The sequence below is a fragment of the Streptomyces sp. NPDC087310 genome (genome assembly GCF_044744405.1).
Taxonomy (GTDB): Bacteria; Actinomycetota; Actinomycetes; order Streptomycetales; family Streptomycetaceae; genus Streptomyces.
The window spans coordinates 492,671-509,442 of record NZ_JBIUYF010000009.1; the positions used below are offsets into that span (position 1 = coordinate 492,671).

The window sequence follows — 16,772 nt, forward strand, 5'->3', positions numbered from 1 at the left end:
CTATTCGGTACGCAGGGACGTGGCGGTCCGGGCCCTGGCGGCCCAGCTCGCGGGCAGCAGCGCACCCAGGGTGGCGATGAGCAGGCCGCCGAGTGCGAGGGGGAGCAGTTCGGCCCCGTGGTAGACGGCGATGACGGAACCGGGGAAGCGGAGCCCCACGCTGTCGCCCATCGCGGGGATGACCCAGCCGTGCAGGGCAACCCCGAGCGGCACGCCCAGAGCGCCGGCGACCAGTCCGGTCAGGACGACCGAGGTGATGACCATCGTGACGGTCTGCCGGGGCGTCATGCCGAGCGCCTTGTGGACACCGATCTCCCGGACGCGCTCGCGGGTGTCGAGCAGCACCCCGTTGAGCACACCGAGCGCGGCGACGGCGACGAGCATCAGTGTGAGGACCGCGGAAAGCGCGTTGAGCGTGACGACCATGTCGCCGCCCGCGTCGAGCCCGCCGGCCCGGGCGGTGGCCCCCAGCGGTGCCAGGTCCTTGTTCAGCGCCTCGACATAGCGGGACACGTCGGTGCCTGACGTGACCGCGATGTGATGGCTCGACTCCGTCAGGTCGGGACGCGCGGCCGTGAGGGTCGACGCGTCGGTGAAGACCTGCATGCCGTCGTTGCGGGGGTCGAGGACCTCGCCGACGATCCGGACCGTGACCGGCTCGGCCAGGCCGTTCAGGGTGACGGTGTCGCCGACGCGGGTGCCGGTGGCGGCCAGGAAGGGGGTCGGGACCGTGGCCTCGCCGGGCTTGTCGATCCAGCGGCCCGAGACCATCGTGTAGCCGCCCCAGGAGGCGTCGCCGGAGAAGGCGATCACGTCGACGATGCCGGTCAGGCCGGACACGGTCGCCCGTACCGTCGCGGCACTGTAGTACTTCCCGGTCCCGGCGCCCGCCTCGACGGCCGCCGCGACCGCGGCGGGATCGGGCTCGGGCCGCTCGCCGGGGCGGGAGCCAGGGCCTTCGGGGCCGAAGTCCGGCAAGGGCGCGGGGACGACGACATCGGCGACGTCGTGGGCCTTGGCCTTCATCACCTCGCCGAGCGAGGCGCCCATCCCCACGGTGAACGTGACCGCGATGGTGCCGAACAGGACCGCCGTGCCCATGGCCAGCGCGCGGGCGGGCCGGGCGAAGGGCCGGGCCAGGCCCAGGGAGACCGGCTGCGGCAACGGCAGCCGGCCGGCCAGGCGCGCCGCCCACCGGCCGCGCCCCGCCGAGGCGGTACGCCCCACGGCGAGCGCGTCGACCGTACGCAGCCGGCCGGCCCGCCAGGCACTCGCCCACGCGGTCGCCGCCACCAGGCCGAGCACCCCGGCGATCACCGCCAGGTCGACCCAGGGGGCGATGGTCAGGGACGAGGTGCCGTAGACCTGCTCGGTCTCGGCCAGTACGGGGACGGCGAGCAGGTGGCCGGCGAGGACACCGAGGGCCGTGCCGACCGCGGCCGGGATCAGCGCCTGGCCGACGTAGGCCCGTACCACCTGGGCGGGGGTGAAGCCGATGGCCTTGAGGACGCCGATGCGGCGCGTCCCCATGCCGACGGCCGACGCGACGACGTTGCCGACGATGAGCACCGACATGACCAGGCCGAGGGCGCCGAACGCGATGAGGAACGGGACGTAGACGGCGGTGTCGCGCTCGGCGGACCTCTTGACGGTGAGCCAGGACCGTTCGCCGACGGCCGCCCCCGGCGGCAGGGTTTCCGTCACGGCCGCGCGGCCCGCGGCGATCTGCGCGGCGGTCCCCGCGTCGGTGAGGCGGTAGAGCATCTGGTAGCCGCCGCTGCCGGGCGCGGTGAGCGCCGGCATCTGGGACGGAACCACCCAGGCGTCGGCGGTCCCGGTCACCGAGCGGGCCACACCGACCACCGTCAGCGTCGGGTCGCCGGGCAGACCGGTGAAGGCGATCCTCATGCCCATGGTCGGGATGAGCGCGGCCCCTGCGGACAGCACGATCTCGCCGGGGCGCGCGGGCCACCGCCCGTCGAGCAGCGTCACCTCGTCCACGCCCCGGCCGGGATCGCCCCGGCCGGCCACGGTCATCGGCCATCCGGGGTTGGCCCCGTCCGACCGCGGGGTGACCGTCGCCGTACGGAACGGACCGGCCGCGCCGCTCACCCCTTCGGCGTCCTTGGACGCCGACAACCGCGCGGCGCTCACCGTGCCCGCGTCGAACTGGACGGACAGATGCGCCCCGTGCTGCTTGGCGAAGGCGTCGCCGAAGGGCGCGCCGGAGACCACGAGCAGCGATCCGCCGAGGACGGAGGCGGCCACCGCCATCATCGCGGCGAGCCCGATGACCAGCGTCTGCACCCGGCGCCGTCCCACCCCCGAGCGCACCACCGTGCCGAGCGCGCTCATCGGACGGCCTCCGGGGCGGTGGCGCCCGACCGGACGTCCTCGGTGATCCGGCCGTCGGCGATCCTGACCGTACGGTGCGTGCAGGACGCGGCCAGCGCCAGGTCGTGGGTGACCACGACGATGGTCTGGCCCTCCGCGTTGAGGTCGGTGAGCAGCGTGCTGACGTCCTGTCCGGCCGCCGTGTCCAGGGCCCCGGTCGGCTCGTCGGCCAGGAGCAGCGGCGGCCGGTTCATCAACGCCCGGGCCACCGCGACGCGCTGCCGCTCGCCGCCGGACAGCCGCCCCGGGTAGGCGCGGGCGTGCCGGTCGATGCCGAGGGTCTCCAGGAGTTCCGCCGACCGGCGGTCGGCCTCGCCACGGGCCACCCCCGCGAGCCGCGCGGGCAGGGCGACATTGTCGGCGACGGTCAGATCGTCGAGCAGGTTGAAGAACTGGAAGACCATGCCGATCTTCGACCGCCGGTACAGCGCCGATCCGGCCTCGCCCAGATGATCCACCCGTACCCCGTCCACGGTGACGGTCCCCGTGTCCGGCCGGTCCAGGCCCGCGATCAGGTTGAGCAGCGTGGACTTACCGCTGCCGGAAGGGCCGAGGATCGCGACGGCCTCGCCGGGCCGTACGGTCAGCGACGCCTCGTGCAGCGCGGGCGGGCCGTCATCGTATCGGCGGCTCACCCCGCTCAGTTCGATCACCGGCGTGGTCATGAAAGGGCTCCTCGGGTAAGGGCGGATGGCTCCGTGAACGCTAGGAGCGGGCCCCGCCCGCACACGTCGCCCGCCCGGACCCCTTGCGGTACCGCGCTGGGACGAGCCCCGGAAACGTCATCCCTGCGATGTAGGCGGCTGATGTATCCGCCGCGCAGGGAATGGCCACCGGGACGGACTCGCGGGGCCGCGCGCGGCGGCGACAATGAACCGGTGATGAACGTACGTACGACGCCGGAGCGGCTGCGCACGGCGATCCGTGACGTCAGGCACCCGGCCGGCCCGCCGCCGCAACTCACCCGGTGCGCCCGGCGGTTCGACACGCTCCTGGCGCTGGCGATGGGCATCGCCACCCTCTACTACGCCGTCGACAACTCGAAGCACCAGGTACGCCTGCTCCCACCGGGCGTGGTCCACCATGTGCCGCCCTCCGGCCTCGACGGCCTCATCCTCATGGCGACCCTCGCGCTCGTCGCCTCGGCCGCCCTCGCGCTCCGCCGCCGCTACCCGCTCGCCGTGCTGTGCGTCGTGACGGCCGCGACGCTGCTCACCCCGTACGACGTATCGCGGCTCACCTTCTACGCGTTCGTCATCGCCGTCTACAGCGCCGCCGTCCACAGCCCCTACCGGGTGGCGACCCTGGCGGCGCTGCCGGTGGCGGTCCTGCTGGTCGGCACGTCCGGGAACTCGGTGACACCGATCGTCCCCAACGAGTACGTGGCGCTGCTGATCCTGGCTCCGATGGCGGTGGCCGCGATCGGGGTGCGCACCTGGAAACTCCGGACCGACGAGGGCCGCACCCGTCTCTCCGCCCTGGAACGTGAACAGACCGAGGCGCTGCGCCGGGCGGTCGAGTACGAGCGGGCCAGGATCGCCCGCGAACTGCACGACGTCGTCACGCACAACGTCAGCGTGATGATCATCCAGGCGGGCGCCGCCCGCAAGATCATGGACACCTCCCCCGAGCAGGCCGGCAGGGCGCTGCTCGCCGTCGAGGCGGGCGGCCGGGCGGCCATGACCGAGCTGCGTCATGTCATGGGACTGCTCACCATGGCCGACGGGGACGAGGGGACGGACGGGGGCGCGGACGTCGATACGGCGGCGGAGCTGGCCCCGCAGCCCGGCCTGGACCAGTTGGAGACCCTCGTGGGGCGGGTCCGGGACACCGGCCTGGCGGTCGACCTCACCGTGACGGGCCCGCCCTGTCCCCTCCCGCCCGGCCTCGAACTCGCCGCGTACCGCGTGGTCCAGGAGGCCCTGACCAACACCGTGAAGCACGCGTCGGGCGCCCTCGCCGCCGTGACCGTCGAGTACGGCCCTGACCGGCTCCGGGTGGAAGTCACCGACACCGGTGGGCACTCGGGCGCCGGCTCGGCCACCGGAGACGGCCGGGGCCTGATCGGGCTGCGCGAGCGCCTCGCCGTCCACGACGGAACCCTGAACGCCGGCCGGCGTCTGTCCGGTGGCTATCGTGTGGAAGCGCTGATTCCCCTGGAGGCACCGTGACCGAGCCGCCGCGCGTGCTCCTCGCCGACGACCAGACTCTGGTCCGTACCGGATTCCGCATGATCCTCGGCGCCGACGGCATCGATGTCGTCGCCGAGGCGGCCAACGGGGCCGAAGCCGTCGAAGCGGCCCGCCGCACCCGGCCCGACGTGGTCCTGATGGACATCCGGATGCCCGGGACGGACGGCCTGGAGGCCACCCGCCGTATCCTCACCGGCGCCCCTGGCGAACCCCGCGTCATCATTCTGACCACCTTCGACCTCGACCGGTACGTCTACGCGGCACTGTCCGCCGGCGCCAGCGGCTTCCTCCTCAAGGACGTCACGCCCGAGCTCCTGGCCGCGGCCGTCCGCACGGTCCGTACCGGCGACGCCCTCCTGGCACCGGCCATCACCCGCCGTCTCGTGCAGCGGTTCGCCCGGCGCGGCAGCGACACCGCCGCCCTCCACCGTGACCTCGCCTCGCTCACACCGCGCGAACTGGAGGTCCTCGGCCTGCTGGCCCGAGGACTGAGCAACGCCGAACTCGCCACCCGCCTCCACCTGGCCGAGACGACCGTCAAGACCCATGTCGCCCGCATCCTCGCCAAACTCGGACTCCGTGATCGTGTCCAAGCGGTCATCGTCGCCTACGAGACAGGGCTGGTCAGCACGGGCGAACGCGAGGACGCCCAGCACCCCACCGAGCAGATGCGAGATCACGCGTGACCACGCCGCCCGCTACGCGACCCACATCATCGCGATGAAGGAGGGACAGGTCGTCGCCGAAGGACCTCCCAGGTCCACCGTCACCAGCGAACTCGTCGAGGACATCTTCCACCCGGCGCCGGACGGCCCGGTTCAGGTGAGGCCGTCGACGAGCATGAAGGCGGCCACGGCCAACAGCACGACGGCGAAGGTACGTTGCAGCAGGAGCCCGGTGACCTTGGCGGCCAGGCGTCTGCCGTCCCGGACGCCGAGGATCGCAGCGCCCGTGAAGGGGCCGACCACCGCCCAGTCGATGCCGGCGGTGGTGGCGCCGCGGGTGGCCAGGGAGGCCAGCGAGTTCGCCGAGATGACCAGCAGGCTGGTGCCGACGGCCGCCCGCATCTCGAAGGCCAGCACGGTGACCAGGGCGGGGACGGCGAGGAAGCCCCCGCCGACCCCGAGGAGCCCGGTCAGCGCACCCAGCCCGGCGCCGGTGCCGGCCGCCTTCACGGGTCGCACCCCAGGCGTCCGACCGGTGCTCGCCCGGCTGGGACACAGCATTCTGACGGCGGCGAGCGCGGCGACGCCGGCGAACGCGGCGGTCAGCACCGGTTGCGGCAGGCGGGAGGCGGCGGCTCCGGCCGCGGCGGCGGGCAGGAATCCGGCCGCCGCGAACAGGGCGCCGGCCCTCCAGCGGACGGTGCCGCCTCGGGCGTGGGCGTACAGGGCGGTGAGCGAGGTGGCGGTGACGATGATCAGGCCGGCGGTGGTGGCGGCGGCCGGGGTGAAACCGAGCAGGTAGATCAGCGCGGGCACCGCCAGGACGCTGCCGCCCCCGCCGAGGGCGCCGAGGGCGAGTCCGACCACGGCCCCGCAGATCAGGGCCAGGATCAGCGCGCTCACGCTGGGACACCGCTGCCGCCGCCTTCGCCGGTGAGCAGCGCGCCGGGCGCGTGCCCGGCGCTCCGCTCCGGTGTCTCGCGGACATCCGGCAGTACGGCGGTGCCGTCCAGTACGGCGGTGCCGTCGGGACGGGTGAGGATCAGTCCCGCCCCGGCGGCGGCGTCGAAGCCGTCGTCGACGGCGACCACGTCGCGCCCGGCGGCGTCCAGCAGGGAGGCGGCGATCGCCGCGCGCATCCCGCCGGCGCAGTGCACCCACACCGTCCCCGGCGGTACTTCGGAGATGCGGCCGGGCAGTTCGTGGATCGGGATGTGGACCGAGCCGTCGATGAAGCCGCCCGCGCGCTCGGAGTCCCGGCGCACGTCCAGGACGACCGCGCCGTCGCCGCGCTCACGGACATCGGCGAGATCGGCGAAGCGGGCGCGGGGGAAGGAAGCGAGCCGCTCGCCGGCGCGGACCCAGGTGCCCGGGTCGCCGGTGGCGGCGGAGGCCGGGCGGTCGATGCCCACCCGGGTCAGTTCTCGCTGTGCGTCGGTGATCTGCGCGGGGGTGTCGGCGAGCAGGGTGACAGGCTTGCCCCACGGGATCAGCCAGGCCAGGTAGGTGGCGAGCTTGCCCGCACTCTCGAAGTTGAACGACCCCGTCACATGCCCCTCGGCGAAGGCCGTTCTGCCGCGCAGGTCCACCACCCACTCACCGGCGGCCAGCCGGGAGGCGATCTCCTCGGCGTCCGCACGCCCCGGCGGGGTGAGGTCGACCGGCGCGGGCCCCGCGGCGTTGGCCGGGCCCATGTGCGCGTAGTAGGCGGGCACGTCGTCCAGCCCGGCGAGCATCCGTGCGACGAAGGTGTCCACGTCCAGGGCCAGCGCGTCGTTGGTGGCGCGTTCCTGGCCGATCGTGGTCGCGTCCCCCTCGGCCTGCGAGGAGGAGCAGAAGCTGCCGAAGCCGTGGGTGGGCAGCACCGGCACCTCGTCGTCCAGCTCGTCGGCCAGGCGGTGGGCGGAGGCATGCTGGGCACGGGCCAGTTGCCCGGTCAGCCGCGGCTCGACCAGATCGGGGCGGCCCACCGTGCCGATCAGCAGCGATCCGCCGGTGAACGCCGCCACACCGCGCCCGTCCTCGGCGAGGACGTAGGAGGTGTGGTGCGGGGTGTGCCCGGGGGTGGCGAGCGCGCGCAGCACCAGGCCCTCGTCCACCGTCACGGTGTCGCCGTCGGCCACCGGGGTGTGGGCGAAGGACACGTGCGCGGCGGCCGGCACCAGGTAGCGGGCCCCGGTCACCCGGGCCAGTTCCAGGCCGCCGGTGACATAGTCGTTGTGTACGTGGGTCTCGGCGACGAAAGCGATGCGCACGCCTCGCCGGGCCGCCGCGGCGATGACCTGATCGATGTCACGCGGCGGATCGATGACCACCGCCGAACGGGGGCCGCCGGACAGGTAACTGCGGTTGCCCAGGCCCTCGAATTCCAGGATGTCGACGAAGAACACGACTAGGACTCCTCTTGAACGGTGCGCCCCTGCGGGGTATTTGAAGATGGGAAGCGCCCCTTGCCGGGCACCGCCTCACCCAACTCGGGTACTCGGTGGGGTCTCGCGGTGGGGAGCGGGGGCAGGGCCCGGGCCGGCGCTGCTGCCGGGCCCTGCCTCGGCCGACCGCTCGGCGGGAGCGGCCCCGGTCAGCGCTGTTCGGGCGAGCCGGACGACGGCGACGACGGCGACGGCGACGGCAGGGATGCGTCGAGCGGTACGACGTTGAAGTACTCCTCGATGCGGTCGATGAGGCCGCCGTCGAACCGGAAGTACATCGCCGCGTGTACGTCGCTGCGGGACCCGTCGGTCATGGTCAGGTGGAGCACTTGCTGCTGGAGCACTTCGTCGCCGTGCTGGAACTGCCGCACGATGTCGTACCGAAGTGTCCCGACGTCGGCGGCCAATTGCTTCAGCAGTTCCATGTTCTCGTCGATCGGCTGGTCACCGCTTCCGTCGTTGTGCCACACGACGGCGGTCTCGGTGCACAGGGATCGCATCGTGGCGTAGTCCCGCGCCTCCCACTGCCGGAGGTAGTGCACCGCTGCCACGCGAAGGTCCTGGTCGGGTGTCATGTGTTTCTTCCTTTCGGGGTGCGCCGGTTGCGGCGGATGTCAGACGGGGGGGCCGACGGTGGTGCCGACGGCCGCGTTCTCTTCGAAGACGGGGGCGCGTTCCCCCGCTTCGACGCGCAGGGGGAGGTGGTTCTCCCGGGGAGGCAGGGGGCAGGGGAAGGCCGCCGCGAACATGTGGTGGGGAACGACGGCCCGGTTGAAGTCGAGACGGGCGGTACCGGTACCGTCCTGGGGCCGGGGCAGGATCAGCCACCGGCCCATGCCGGGTGTGTCCGTGCCGCTGGTGTCGTCGGTGAACGTGATCAGCAGGGTGTCGCCGCCCACACCGAACGCCCGGAGCGTGTGCCGCTCACCTCCCAGATCGAAGACGAGGTCACCAGGGGCCGGGAGGGTGTCCCGCATCTTCGGGCTGGTCAGCCGGGTGAACTCCAGGAGGCGTCCGGCATCCGCCGGACGGTACTCCGCCTCGACGGTCCAGGCCGGGTCCCACGGCCACGCCTCGATCCCACGCAGGCCGACGAGGCCGGGCGCGGCCGGATCCCACACGACCAGGACATGGGCTCCCCGCAGTTCCTCGATGGTGCCGCGCCGCCCGCCGGGGAAGGACAGACGGCTGGCGCCGGTCAGTTCCACCGCGCCGTCGACGGCCTGGTCATCGACGGACACGCCCTCCGCACGGGCCGCGGTCAGCGTCAGGCTCTCCGAGAAGCCGGTGGACGTCCACCGCCCCGGAACCTCGGGGACTTCCTGACCCGGTTCCGTGATCAGTCGATAGGCGATGCGGCCCGCCTTCCCGTCCGGGCCCGCCATCTCCTCCCACCGGCTCCGACGCCACCTGTCGTACCCGGTCAACGCGTCGTCACCATCGATGCAATCGCTGGACACAGTGCTCTCCTCTGTAGGTGGCGGTCAGCCGCGACCGCCGTCAGGACGTGTCGTCGGCCGGAAACCCCGACCGGTTCGACGGCCGCTCGGTGGCCGCTCGAAGGCCGGTCGATCACCGGTCGATGGTGTGGATGGTGCGCTCGCGCCGAACGATCAAGCAAAAGCGTTTGCTGTTACGGCAAATGCGGGGAGGGCCCCGTGCTGGTGATCGCGCTCTGACCGCACCCTGGAGAACCCGGCTTCCGGCAGGGGTGGTCGAGTGTCGTGTGGTGCGGCGGGCCGGGCTGGGGAAGACTGACTGACGGGGACAACCGCCCGGGGAAAGAGACCGCAGGATGACCATGGACGCTCAGCCGGATCCCGTTCGGGTCCTGGTATTCGGCGCCGCGCTGCGCGCCGGGTCCACCAACGCGCGGCTCGCCTCGCTGGCGTCGAACCTGATCGCCGAGACCGGCGCCGACGTCGACCTGGCCAGGATGCGGGAATTCGACATGCCGCTGTACGACGGGGATGTGGAGGACTCCGAAGGGCTGCCGACCGGCGCCCTGGCCCTGTGTGAACGGATCAAGCGCTGCGACGCGTTCGTGATCTCGTCGCCCGAGTACAACGCCTCCGTTCCAGGACTGCTGAAGAACGCCATCGACTGGGTCTCCCGAGTCCAGCCGCAGCCGTTCAAGACCAAGCACGCGCTGCTGGTCTCGTCCTCCCCGTCGATGATCGGCGGCAACCGCGGCCTGTGGGCGCTGCGGGTCCCGCTGGAGCACCTGGGGACACGGGTCTACCCCGACATGTTCAGCCTGCCCCGCGCGTACGAGGCATTCACCGAGGACGGCCGACTCGCCCACTCCGGCTCCCAGGAGCGGCTCACCGACACCGTCTGCGGGTTCATGCGACTGGTACGCGCCGACGTGGAGTTCGTATGCCTCCAGCGCCGCTGGTACGAGTTCCCCGGCGACCGCACCGACGCTCCGGTCACCCACCGGAGCGAGGACTGACCCACGCCTGCCGGCCTAGGTCGTGTGCGGACCAGGGTGGAGACGCGCGACGGGTGCCCCCTTCCGCCGGCATGGCACCGCGGTCACGTCTGTTCCTGGACGGTGAGTACGACCGTACGGCCGTCGGGGTCGGTGAGGGTGCGCCGGCCGGGGGTGGCGCCTGCGCCGGCCGGGAGGGTGAGACCGAGGCGCAGTGAGCCGGTGGCGGGACGGCGGGCACTGCTGGGGTACAGCTCGAAAACCGTGCCGCCCGACTCGGCCGCGTAGTGCTCCGGGCCTGCCCCGTGCCGCTCCTTGGCGAAGGTGAGTCCGAGCCCGGTGTAGAAGGCGTGGCAGGCGTCGAGCTTGTCGGTGTAGATGACGAGCAGGTCGATGTCCATGGGGCTCCTGCTGGCGGCAGATGGGACGGAGGGGCGTGTGACACCCCATCATCGCCGAACAGCGGGTACGGCCGTGATGGGCAACCGCGGCCGACCACTTGGCGCTTCTGTACTAATCGGTTCGGAAGCACTACAGTCCCCTCCGCGCCAATCGGTACCGATCGGTGCTTAATTCCCGTGGAGGGCACGGCCACGGGTGGAGCAAGGGCGGGACCGATGCGCTCACCCGCCGGGACGACCGCCCGTACCGCTGCCACTCCACGACAGGCGAACACGGCGAACGCACCCGAAACGAGAAGGAGTTCCACACATGAGCCCCAAGGAGTCCGACCGCCCCGCGCTCTCCCACCGGCTGGGCAGACGCAACGTGCTCGGCGTCGCCGCGGGTGCCGGTACCGCGGCCCTGCTCGGCCTGTCGACCGGCACCGCGGCCGCCGCCCCGAGGCCCCGGAAACCAAGGACCCCGACGACACCGACGACACTGATGGTCAAGGGCTTCACGAGCCGCTTCGCCGAAGTCAACGGCACGTGGCTGCACTATGTCACCGGAGGCCAGGGGGACCCCCTGGTCCTGCTCCCCGGGTGGCCACGCACCTGGTACCAGTTCCACAAGATCATGCCGCCGCTGGCGCGGCACTACCAGGTCATCGCCCCGGACCTGCGCGGCATGGGCGACTCCGACAAGCCCGCGGGCGGGTACGACAAGAAGAACATGGCCCGAGACATCTACGAACTGCTCCGCTCCCTCGGGCACAGCAGGGCCTATGTCGCAGGCGAGGACATCGGGTCGATGGTGGCGCACAGCTTCGCCGCGAACCACCCCGAGGCGACCCGGAAGGTCGCCCTGTGGGAGGCCGGGCATCCCACCGAGGTGTTCAACGAACTGCGCATGCTGCCCCAGCCCGGCCAACCGGCGCCGTGGTGGTTCGCGTTCAACCAGCTCGACCAGTTGCCCGAACAGCTCCTGGAGGGGCGGTTCCGGTTCATCATCGACTGGCTGATCGACTTCCAGGGCGGGGACCCCGGAGCCTTCAGCGAGGAGGCCCGGACCGTATACGCCGCCGCGTACAACGCGCCGGACGCGATCCGCGGGGGCAATGGCTGGTACCAGACCTTTCAGCAGGACATAGCGGACCTGAAGGACTACCCGGTACTGGCCATGCCGCTGCTCGGAATCGGCGGCAAGTACTACGACCTCCTTCTCGCACAGATGGAGGGATTGGCGGCAGACGCACGCTACGTCGAGTTGAGAGGGGCGGGGCACTATCTCGCCGAGGAACGCCCCGACGACATCGTGCGGGAACTCACCGCTTTCTTCGTGTGACCCCAGACCTCGACGAGCGCGAGCAAGGGCTCGGACCGGCCCCCTGCCGACGGGGATCCGCCCGCGCGCGGGACGGGCCGGTCAGGCGCTCTTGTGGTGCGGCAACTCGCCGGTGTGCGGGCGCGTTTCGGCGACGGCTTCGCAGAGTGCGGCCAGCCCGGTGACCAGGGCGTCACGGGTGGTGGGCGTCATACGGCTCATGGCCAGCCGGAGGGCCTGCTCGCGCCGACGGCGGATCTCGCGCAGGTGCGCGACACCGGCTTCGGTGAGTTCCAGTCGCGTCTCGCGCCGGTCCTCGGGACGTGGGATTCTGCGGAGGAACCCGGCAGCCTGAAGTCGGTCGCAGAGGCGGGTGGCCGACGGCGCGGCCACCGCGAGATGGCGCCGGAGCGCGCTGAGGTTGATGCCGGGCTCGCGTTCGATGACGTACATCACACGGATCTGGGCGCTGGAGACCGGTGCGGTGCTCAGGACGTCCCGGCCGTGGTCCCAGGCCATCTCCATGAGATCGAGGGCGTGTGTGACCTCAGGCAGGGGCTCGGGCACCCGCGGATGGAGGTGAACGGGGTCCTCGCGCATGTGACACTCCCATGGAGCACGGCGTGCTCGTTCCGGCTGGTCGATTCGTGGGCAGTCGCGTGATGAAGATATGTCAAGGAAAGCAGGTCCCGTACCGGTGGACAGACCCCGCGCGGTGGAACGCGTACTGCGCGAGGCCGCGCCACATGAGATTTTCGACGTACTCCGTGCCCTGATCGAACATCGGCACCGCGCGGTGTCGGTGGAGCTCTTGATGGCCGACTACGCCATGACCGAGCTGCGGCTGGTGCACGTCCTGCCCCACACCGCTCCCCCGCTCCCTCTTCTCGGCACGGCCGCGGGCCGCGCGTTCGGCACCCAGGAGCCGCACTGCGTCGACGGCCCCGCGTCCACCGTAACGGTGTTCGTGCCCGTGAGTGTTCGTGGCGACCGGCTGGGGGTGCTGAGCGTCACCCTGCCCGTCGACGCGGACAATCTCGGCGCGGACGGTCTCGGCGCGAACGGTCTCGGCGCGGACGTCAGGGAAGAGCTCAGGGAGTGCGCGGACGCGCTCGCGCACGAAATCGTGGTCGCGGGACGGGACACCGATCTGTTTCTCCAGGCCCGCCGGACCGAGCGCCTGACCCTGGCCGCGGAGATGCAGTGGCAGTTGCTCCCTGGACGCTCCTGCTCCCGGCCCGAGTACAGCATCGGCGCCCAACTGGAGCCCGCCTACGCCATCTTCGGCGACAGCTTCGACTGGTCGGCCTCCGCCGACGACCTGGTTCTCACCGTGAGCAACGGCATGGGCGAAGGGATCGACGCCGCTCTGCTCACCAACCTCGCGATCAATGCCCTGCGCAACGCCCGGCGGGCCGGCCTGGACCTGGCCGGCCAGGCTTTCCTCGCCGACCAGGCGATCTACGGCCAGCACCAAGGACACCAGTACCTCTCCACCCTGCTGCTCCGCTTTCACCTGCCGACCGGCAACGTGGAGATCATCGACGCCGGGTCGCCCCGGATCTGGCGGCTTCGCGCGGACGTCGTCGAGCCGATCGCCATGGACCCGCAGATACCCCTGGGGATGTTCGAGGACTCCGTCCACGTCCCGCAGCACTTCGCCGTCGCGCCCGGCGATCGGCTGCTGTTCATCAGTGACGGTGTCTACGACGCCCTGTCCCCCGCGGGTGAGAAGTACAGCCTCCACGCCCTGGCCAGGGTGATCATCGGCACGCGTCTGCTGCCCGCTTCCCAAGTTCCCCGGGCGATGCTGGAAGAGCTGCTGGGGCACCGGGGTTCCGGACCGGCCGCGGACGACTCCCTGGTGGTGTGCCTGGACTGGCACGGCCGCCCGGCAGCGGTCTGACGCACCCGGATCGGGGCGCGTTCCCCACCGGCGGAGCGAGGTTCCCAGCCCCATGGTTCTTCTGTGAAGGATCTGGCACTTCCGCGTGAAAGTCCTCGCGCGGCATGACTCTTCCGGGCGCCGACGGGCGGGGGGTCGGTTGCCATGGAGAGCGAAGGTGCGGGATGGTTGCCGTCAGGTAAGTATTTCTTGTCCAGTTGGAAGGTGGTGCGGTTCGCCGTTGGCGGGCCCCCCTTCATGGCCTCTACCAAGGGAAACTCCGTTACGAGAACCGAGCAGCGTCCCGTGTCAGGCATCTGGAGTCTGGCCCCGTATCCCGTGATCGTGGCCGACCCGTCCGGCACCATCACCATGGTGAACCCCGCCGCGGCCGGTCTCCTGGGCGGCGTGCTCCCCGGTACGAACATGAACGACGCGGTCCCGGCCTGGCTGGCACGGGCCCACCAGGAGGCCGTGGTGCGTGGGCGGTTGCCGGCCCAGGGGGCTCAGGGCGTGGCGGCTCTTCCGTCGGTCTTCGGGCGGATCGCGGCGCAGAGTTACGAGGCGCACCCCACCCAGGGGCAGGACGGGAACGTGGTGTGGTGGCTGGTCGATGACACGGATCGGCGGCTCGCCGAGGAAGCGCTCGCCGAGGAGCGGGAGCGCACCACCTTCCTCACGGAGGCGTCCAACGTCCTGCTGGCTTCGCTGAACACCGACCGGTGCATGAGCGCCACCGCACAGCTCGCCGCCGAGTACCTGGCGGACATCGCGGTGGTCGTCGCCCCCGCGGCGGGGCAGAAACTCCCCGTCGCACACGCGGTGTCGGGCCAGGACGTCACGCGCACCGTGATCACCGAAGACCCCTCCCACCTCCCGGGCCTGAGTGAGGCACTGCAGGGATTCCCGCCGGTGCCCTCCCGGTGGATCGATCCCGCCGTACTGCCCGACTGGATACTCCCCGAGGACTTCACCGGGACGATCGGGTCGGTCGTGGTCACACCGCTGCCGGGTCATGGTGTTCCCGCGGGCGCCCTGATCCTGCTGCGCGGCACGGTGCAGAGCGGATTCACGGAGAACGAGGAGATCTTCGCCCGGTTGTTCGCCGCCCGGGCCGGCGCCGCGCTGTCCGCGGCCCGGCTCTACGCCGAGCAGAGCGACATCACCCAGACCCTCATGCGGGACCTGCTGCCTCCCCAGCTCCACCGCATGAACGGCGTCGAGTTCGCCGGCGGCTACCAGGCCGCCGGGGACCGGGACCGCGTGGGCGGAGACTTCTACGACGTCCACCCCGGCAGCAGCGAGAACGAAGCCTCCCTCGTCATCCTGGGCGACGTCTGCGGCAAGGGCCTGGACGCGGCGGTCCTGACCGGCAAGATCCGCAACACCATGCAGGCGCTCATGCCCTTGGCCGCGGATCACGAGCGGATGCTGCAGCTCCTCAACGGGGCGCTCCTCAACTCCCACCACGCGCGCTTCGCGACCATGGTCATGGCCTCGGTCCAGCGCAGCAGGAACCGGGTCCTGCTGCGTCTCACGTCAGCCGGTCATCCCGCGCCCCTGGTGGTGCGCACCGACGGCAGCGTCGAGGAGATCCTCACCCGCGGCACCCTGGTGGGCGCACTCCCCCACATCGAGGCGCACACCGTCGAGACGGTCCTCCTTCCCGGCGAGACCTGCCTGCTCTACACCGACGGAATCACCGAGGCCAGAGGCGGTCCGCTGGGTGACGAGATGTTCGGCGAGGAGCGCCTGAAGCGGGCACTGGCAGAGTGCGCCGACATGCCCGGCGAGGCGATCGTCGAACACATCCAGATGCTCGCCTCCCAGTGGCTGCGCAGCGGCAGCCACGACGACATGGCCGTCGTCGCGATCACCGCACCCCCCGCCATCCATCTGAGCGCGGTGAACGGCCACACCCGGGGCAGGTACACCGCATGAACGTGACGACCGCGGAAACCCACCGCATCCGAACGATGCGGGACCACCTGTGGGCGACCATGACCGATCGCGACGAACACGGAGCCGCGGGCATCGTGTTCTCCGCACTGGACGAGGGGATGGATGCCGAGGCGGTCCTTCTCGACCTCATCGCGCCCGTGCAGGCAAGGGTCGGTACCGAATGGGCGGCCAACCGGCTGACCGTCGCCCAGGAGCACGCGGCGAGCGCCATCGCCGAGCGCGTCATCGCCGCCGTCGCCCACCGCCCCGCCCCGCGCGCCACACCCGGGCTCGGCCGGGTCACGGTGGCCTGTGTGGAACAGGAATGGCATGTCCTGCCGGCCCGGCTCCTCGCCGAGGTCCTCACGCTGCGGGGCTGGCACGTCGACTTCCTCGGCGCCCAGGTGCCCACCCCGCACCTGGTCGCCCATCTCCACAGCAGCCCCGTGGACGCCGTCGCCCTCTCCTCCTCCGTCCCGACCCGGCTGCCCGCCGCCCATGCGGCGATCAGCGCCTGCAAAGCCGTCGGGGTGCCCGTCCTGGCCGGCGGGGCCGCCTTCGGGCCGGACGGACGTTACGCACACCTGCTGGGCGCCAACGCCTGGGCTCCCGACGCGCGCAGCGCCGCCAGGCAGCTCGCGGACGGCATCCCCCGCCCCGGCCTCAGCGAGGGGCGGCAGCGGTTCGACGACCTGCCGCATCTGAGCGACCAGGAGTACACCCTCGTCGCCCGCTCCCGAGGACAACTCGTCAAGCAGGTACTGGTGGGGCTGGAGGAGCGCTTCCCGGCCATGGCCGCCTACACCGACCGGCAACGCGAACACACCGCCGAGGACCTCGCCCACATCGTCGAGTTCCTGTCCGTCGCCCTTTACGTCGACGACGACGACCTGTTCACCACCTTCCTCACCTGGACCGCCGGCATCCTCACCGCCCGCCGTGTCCCCGCCCGGTCCCTGCGTCCCGCCCTGGACATCCTGGCGACCGAGCTCAAGGACTTCCCCCGCACCACCCGCGTACTCGACCAGGCACGACGTGCCCTGGACGGCGCCGTCACCCCCACCGGCCGACACCCCGGAGCCCCCGTCTGACCGGGGCTCCTTCTCGGTCCGGGGCTCCTTCTCGGTC

General features: G+C 71.7%; 15 protein-coding genes. 7 read left to right on the forward strand and 8 right to left on the reverse strand.

The features are described from left to right. Positions 1 to 2,355 carry an ABC transporter permease gene (locus ACIO3P_RS32935; protein WP_401850147.1) on the reverse strand — a complete coding sequence of 785 codons (2,355 nt, stop codon included), beginning with the start codon at positions 2,353 to 2,355 and terminating at the stop codon, positions 1 to 3. Then, positions 2,352 to 3,059, reverse strand: coding sequence for an ABC transporter ATP-binding protein (locus tag ACIO3P_RS32940; RefSeq protein WP_401850149.1), 708 nt, complete (start codon positions 3,057 to 3,059; stop codon positions 2,352 to 2,354). The genes ACIO3P_RS32935 and ACIO3P_RS32940 overlap by 4 nt, the downstream gene beginning before the upstream one ends. 216 nt (positions 3,060 to 3,275) lie before the next feature. Here ACIO3P_RS32940 and ACIO3P_RS32945 point away from each other — a divergent pair, with 216 nt between their 5' ends. Together ACIO3P_RS32945 and ACIO3P_RS32950 are read left to right on the forward strand one after the other, a co-directional pair. Next, positions 3,276 to 4,565 (forward strand): sensor histidine kinase, encoded by a 1,290-nt coding sequence (locus ACIO3P_RS32945; RefSeq protein ID WP_401850151.1) that lies wholly within the window; start codon positions 3,276 to 3,278, stop codon positions 4,563 to 4,565. Further along, on the forward strand, positions 4,562 to 5,272 hold the full coding sequence (locus ACIO3P_RS32950) for a response regulator (RefSeq protein WP_401850152.1): 711 nt from the start codon (positions 4,562 to 4,564) through the stop codon (positions 5,270 to 5,272). The genes ACIO3P_RS32945 and ACIO3P_RS32950 overlap by 4 nt, the downstream gene beginning before the upstream one ends. A 132-nt stretch (positions 5,273 to 5,404) precedes the next feature. On the opposite strand, the gene ACIO3P_RS32955 is transcribed toward ACIO3P_RS32950, so the two are convergent. From ACIO3P_RS32955 to ACIO3P_RS32970, 4 genes are all read right to left on the reverse strand, one after another. Next, a complete protein-coding gene (locus ACIO3P_RS32955) occupies positions 5,405 to 6,154 on the reverse strand; it encodes a sulfite exporter TauE/SafE family protein (RefSeq protein ID WP_401850154.1) in 750 nt (249 codons plus the stop codon). Then, on the reverse strand, positions 6,151 to 7,641 hold the full coding sequence (locus tag ACIO3P_RS32960) for a rhodanese-like domain-containing protein (RefSeq protein ID WP_401850155.1): 1,491 nt from the start codon (positions 7,639 to 7,641) through the stop codon (positions 6,151 to 6,153). The genes ACIO3P_RS32955 and ACIO3P_RS32960 overlap by 4 nt, the downstream gene beginning before the upstream one ends. Before the next feature lie 188 nt (positions 7,642 to 7,829). Beyond that, positions 7,830 to 8,255, reverse strand: coding sequence for a nuclear transport factor 2 family protein (locus ACIO3P_RS32965; protein WP_401850156.1), 426 nt, complete (start codon positions 8,253 to 8,255; stop codon positions 7,830 to 7,832). Between the two features lie 39 nt (positions 8,256 to 8,294). After that, a complete protein-coding gene (locus ACIO3P_RS32970; protein ID WP_401850157.1) occupies positions 8,295 to 9,140 on the reverse strand; it encodes a DUF1684 domain-containing protein in 846 nt (281 codons plus the stop codon). A gap of 335 nt (positions 9,141 to 9,475) precedes the next feature. On the opposite strand from ACIO3P_RS32970, the gene ACIO3P_RS32975 reads away from it, so the two are divergent. Beyond that, the gene (locus ACIO3P_RS32975) at positions 9,476 to 10,135 is read left to right on the forward strand and encodes an NAD(P)H-dependent oxidoreductase (RefSeq protein WP_329823840.1); all 660 of its coding nucleotides are present in this window, start codon (positions 9,476 to 9,478) and stop codon (positions 10,133 to 10,135) included. A gap of 83 nt (positions 10,136 to 10,218) precedes the next feature. On the opposite strand, the gene ACIO3P_RS32980 is transcribed toward ACIO3P_RS32975, so the two are convergent. Next, entirely contained in the window at positions 10,219 to 10,515 is a 297-nt protein-coding gene (locus ACIO3P_RS32980) for a VOC family protein (RefSeq protein ID WP_329823841.1), read from the reverse strand. Between the two features lie 310 nt (positions 10,516 to 10,825). On the opposite strand from ACIO3P_RS32980, the gene ACIO3P_RS32985 reads away from it, so the two are divergent. Further along, the gene (locus tag ACIO3P_RS32985; protein ID WP_401786370.1) at positions 10,826 to 11,839 is read left to right on the forward strand and encodes an alpha/beta fold hydrolase; all 1,014 of its coding nucleotides are present in this window, start codon (positions 10,826 to 10,828) and stop codon (positions 11,837 to 11,839) included. Between the two features lie 81 nt (positions 11,840 to 11,920). Here ACIO3P_RS32985 and ACIO3P_RS32990 read toward each other — a convergent pair whose 3' ends face one another. Beyond that, entirely contained in the window at positions 11,921 to 12,418 is a 498-nt protein-coding gene (locus tag ACIO3P_RS32990) for a MarR family transcriptional regulator (protein ID WP_329823843.1), read from the reverse strand. Positions 12,419 to 12,515: 97 nt separating this feature from the next. Here ACIO3P_RS32990 and ACIO3P_RS32995 point away from each other — a divergent pair, with 97 nt between their 5' ends. The 3 genes from ACIO3P_RS32995 to ACIO3P_RS33005 all read left to right on the forward strand — a co-directional run bounded on the left by ACIO3P_RS32995 (position 12,516) and on the right by ACIO3P_RS33005 (position 16,735). Next, positions 12,516 to 13,724: a PP2C family protein-serine/threonine phosphatase gene (locus ACIO3P_RS32995; RefSeq protein WP_401850158.1), complete on the forward strand. Its 1,209-nt coding sequence runs from the start codon at positions 12,516 to 12,518 to the stop codon at positions 13,722 to 13,724. Between the two features lie 237 nt (positions 13,725 to 13,961). Then, positions 13,962 to 15,644 carry a SpoIIE family protein phosphatase gene (locus ACIO3P_RS33000; protein ID WP_401850160.1) on the forward strand — a complete coding sequence of 561 codons (1,683 nt, stop codon included), beginning with the start codon at positions 13,962 to 13,964 and terminating at the stop codon, positions 15,642 to 15,644. Continuing rightward, on the forward strand, positions 15,641 to 16,735 hold the full coding sequence (locus ACIO3P_RS33005) for a B12-binding domain-containing protein (protein WP_401850161.1): 1,095 nt from the start codon (positions 15,641 to 15,643) through the stop codon (positions 16,733 to 16,735). Before ACIO3P_RS33000 ends, ACIO3P_RS33005 begins: the two co-directional genes overlap by 4 nt. Positions 16,736 to 16,772 lie beyond the last annotated feature (37 nt).

Excerpts from the sequence above, each read along its gene's own strand:
- ACIO3P_RS32935 (WP_401850147.1), bottom strand. The coding sequence starts at position 2,355 with ATGAGCGCGCTCGGCACGGTGGTGCGCTCGGGGGTGGGACGGCGCCGG.
- ACIO3P_RS32940 (WP_401850149.1), bottom strand. The coding sequence starts at position 3,059 with ATGACCACGCCGGTGATCGAACTGAGCGGGGTGAGCCGCCGATACGAT.
- ACIO3P_RS32945 (WP_401850151.1), top strand. The coding sequence starts at position 3,276 with ATGAACGTACGTACGACGCCGGAGCGGCTGCGCACGGCGATCCGTGAC.
- ACIO3P_RS32965 (WP_401850156.1), bottom strand. The coding sequence starts at position 8,255 with ATGACACCCGACCAGGACCTTCGCGTGGCAGCGGTGCACTACCTCCGG.
- ACIO3P_RS32975 (WP_329823840.1), top strand. The coding sequence starts at position 9,476 with ATGACCATGGACGCTCAGCCGGATCCCGTTCGGGTCCTGGTATTCGGC.
- ACIO3P_RS32980 (WP_329823841.1), bottom strand. The coding sequence starts at position 10,515 with ATGGACATCGACCTGCTCGTCATCTACACCGACAAGCTCGACGCCTGC.
- ACIO3P_RS32985 (WP_401786370.1), top strand. The coding sequence starts at position 10,826 with ATGAGCCCCAAGGAGTCCGACCGCCCCGCGCTCTCCCACCGGCTGGGC.
- ACIO3P_RS32990 (WP_329823843.1), bottom strand. The coding sequence starts at position 12,418 with ATGCGCGAGGACCCCGTTCACCTCCATCCGCGGGTGCCCGAGCCCCTG.
- ACIO3P_RS33000 (WP_401850160.1), top strand. The coding sequence starts at position 13,962 with ATGGCCTCTACCAAGGGAAACTCCGTTACGAGAACCGAGCAGCGTCCC.
- ACIO3P_RS33005 (WP_401850161.1), top strand. The coding sequence starts at position 15,641 with ATGAACGTGACGACCGCGGAAACCCACCGCATCCGAACGATGCGGGAC.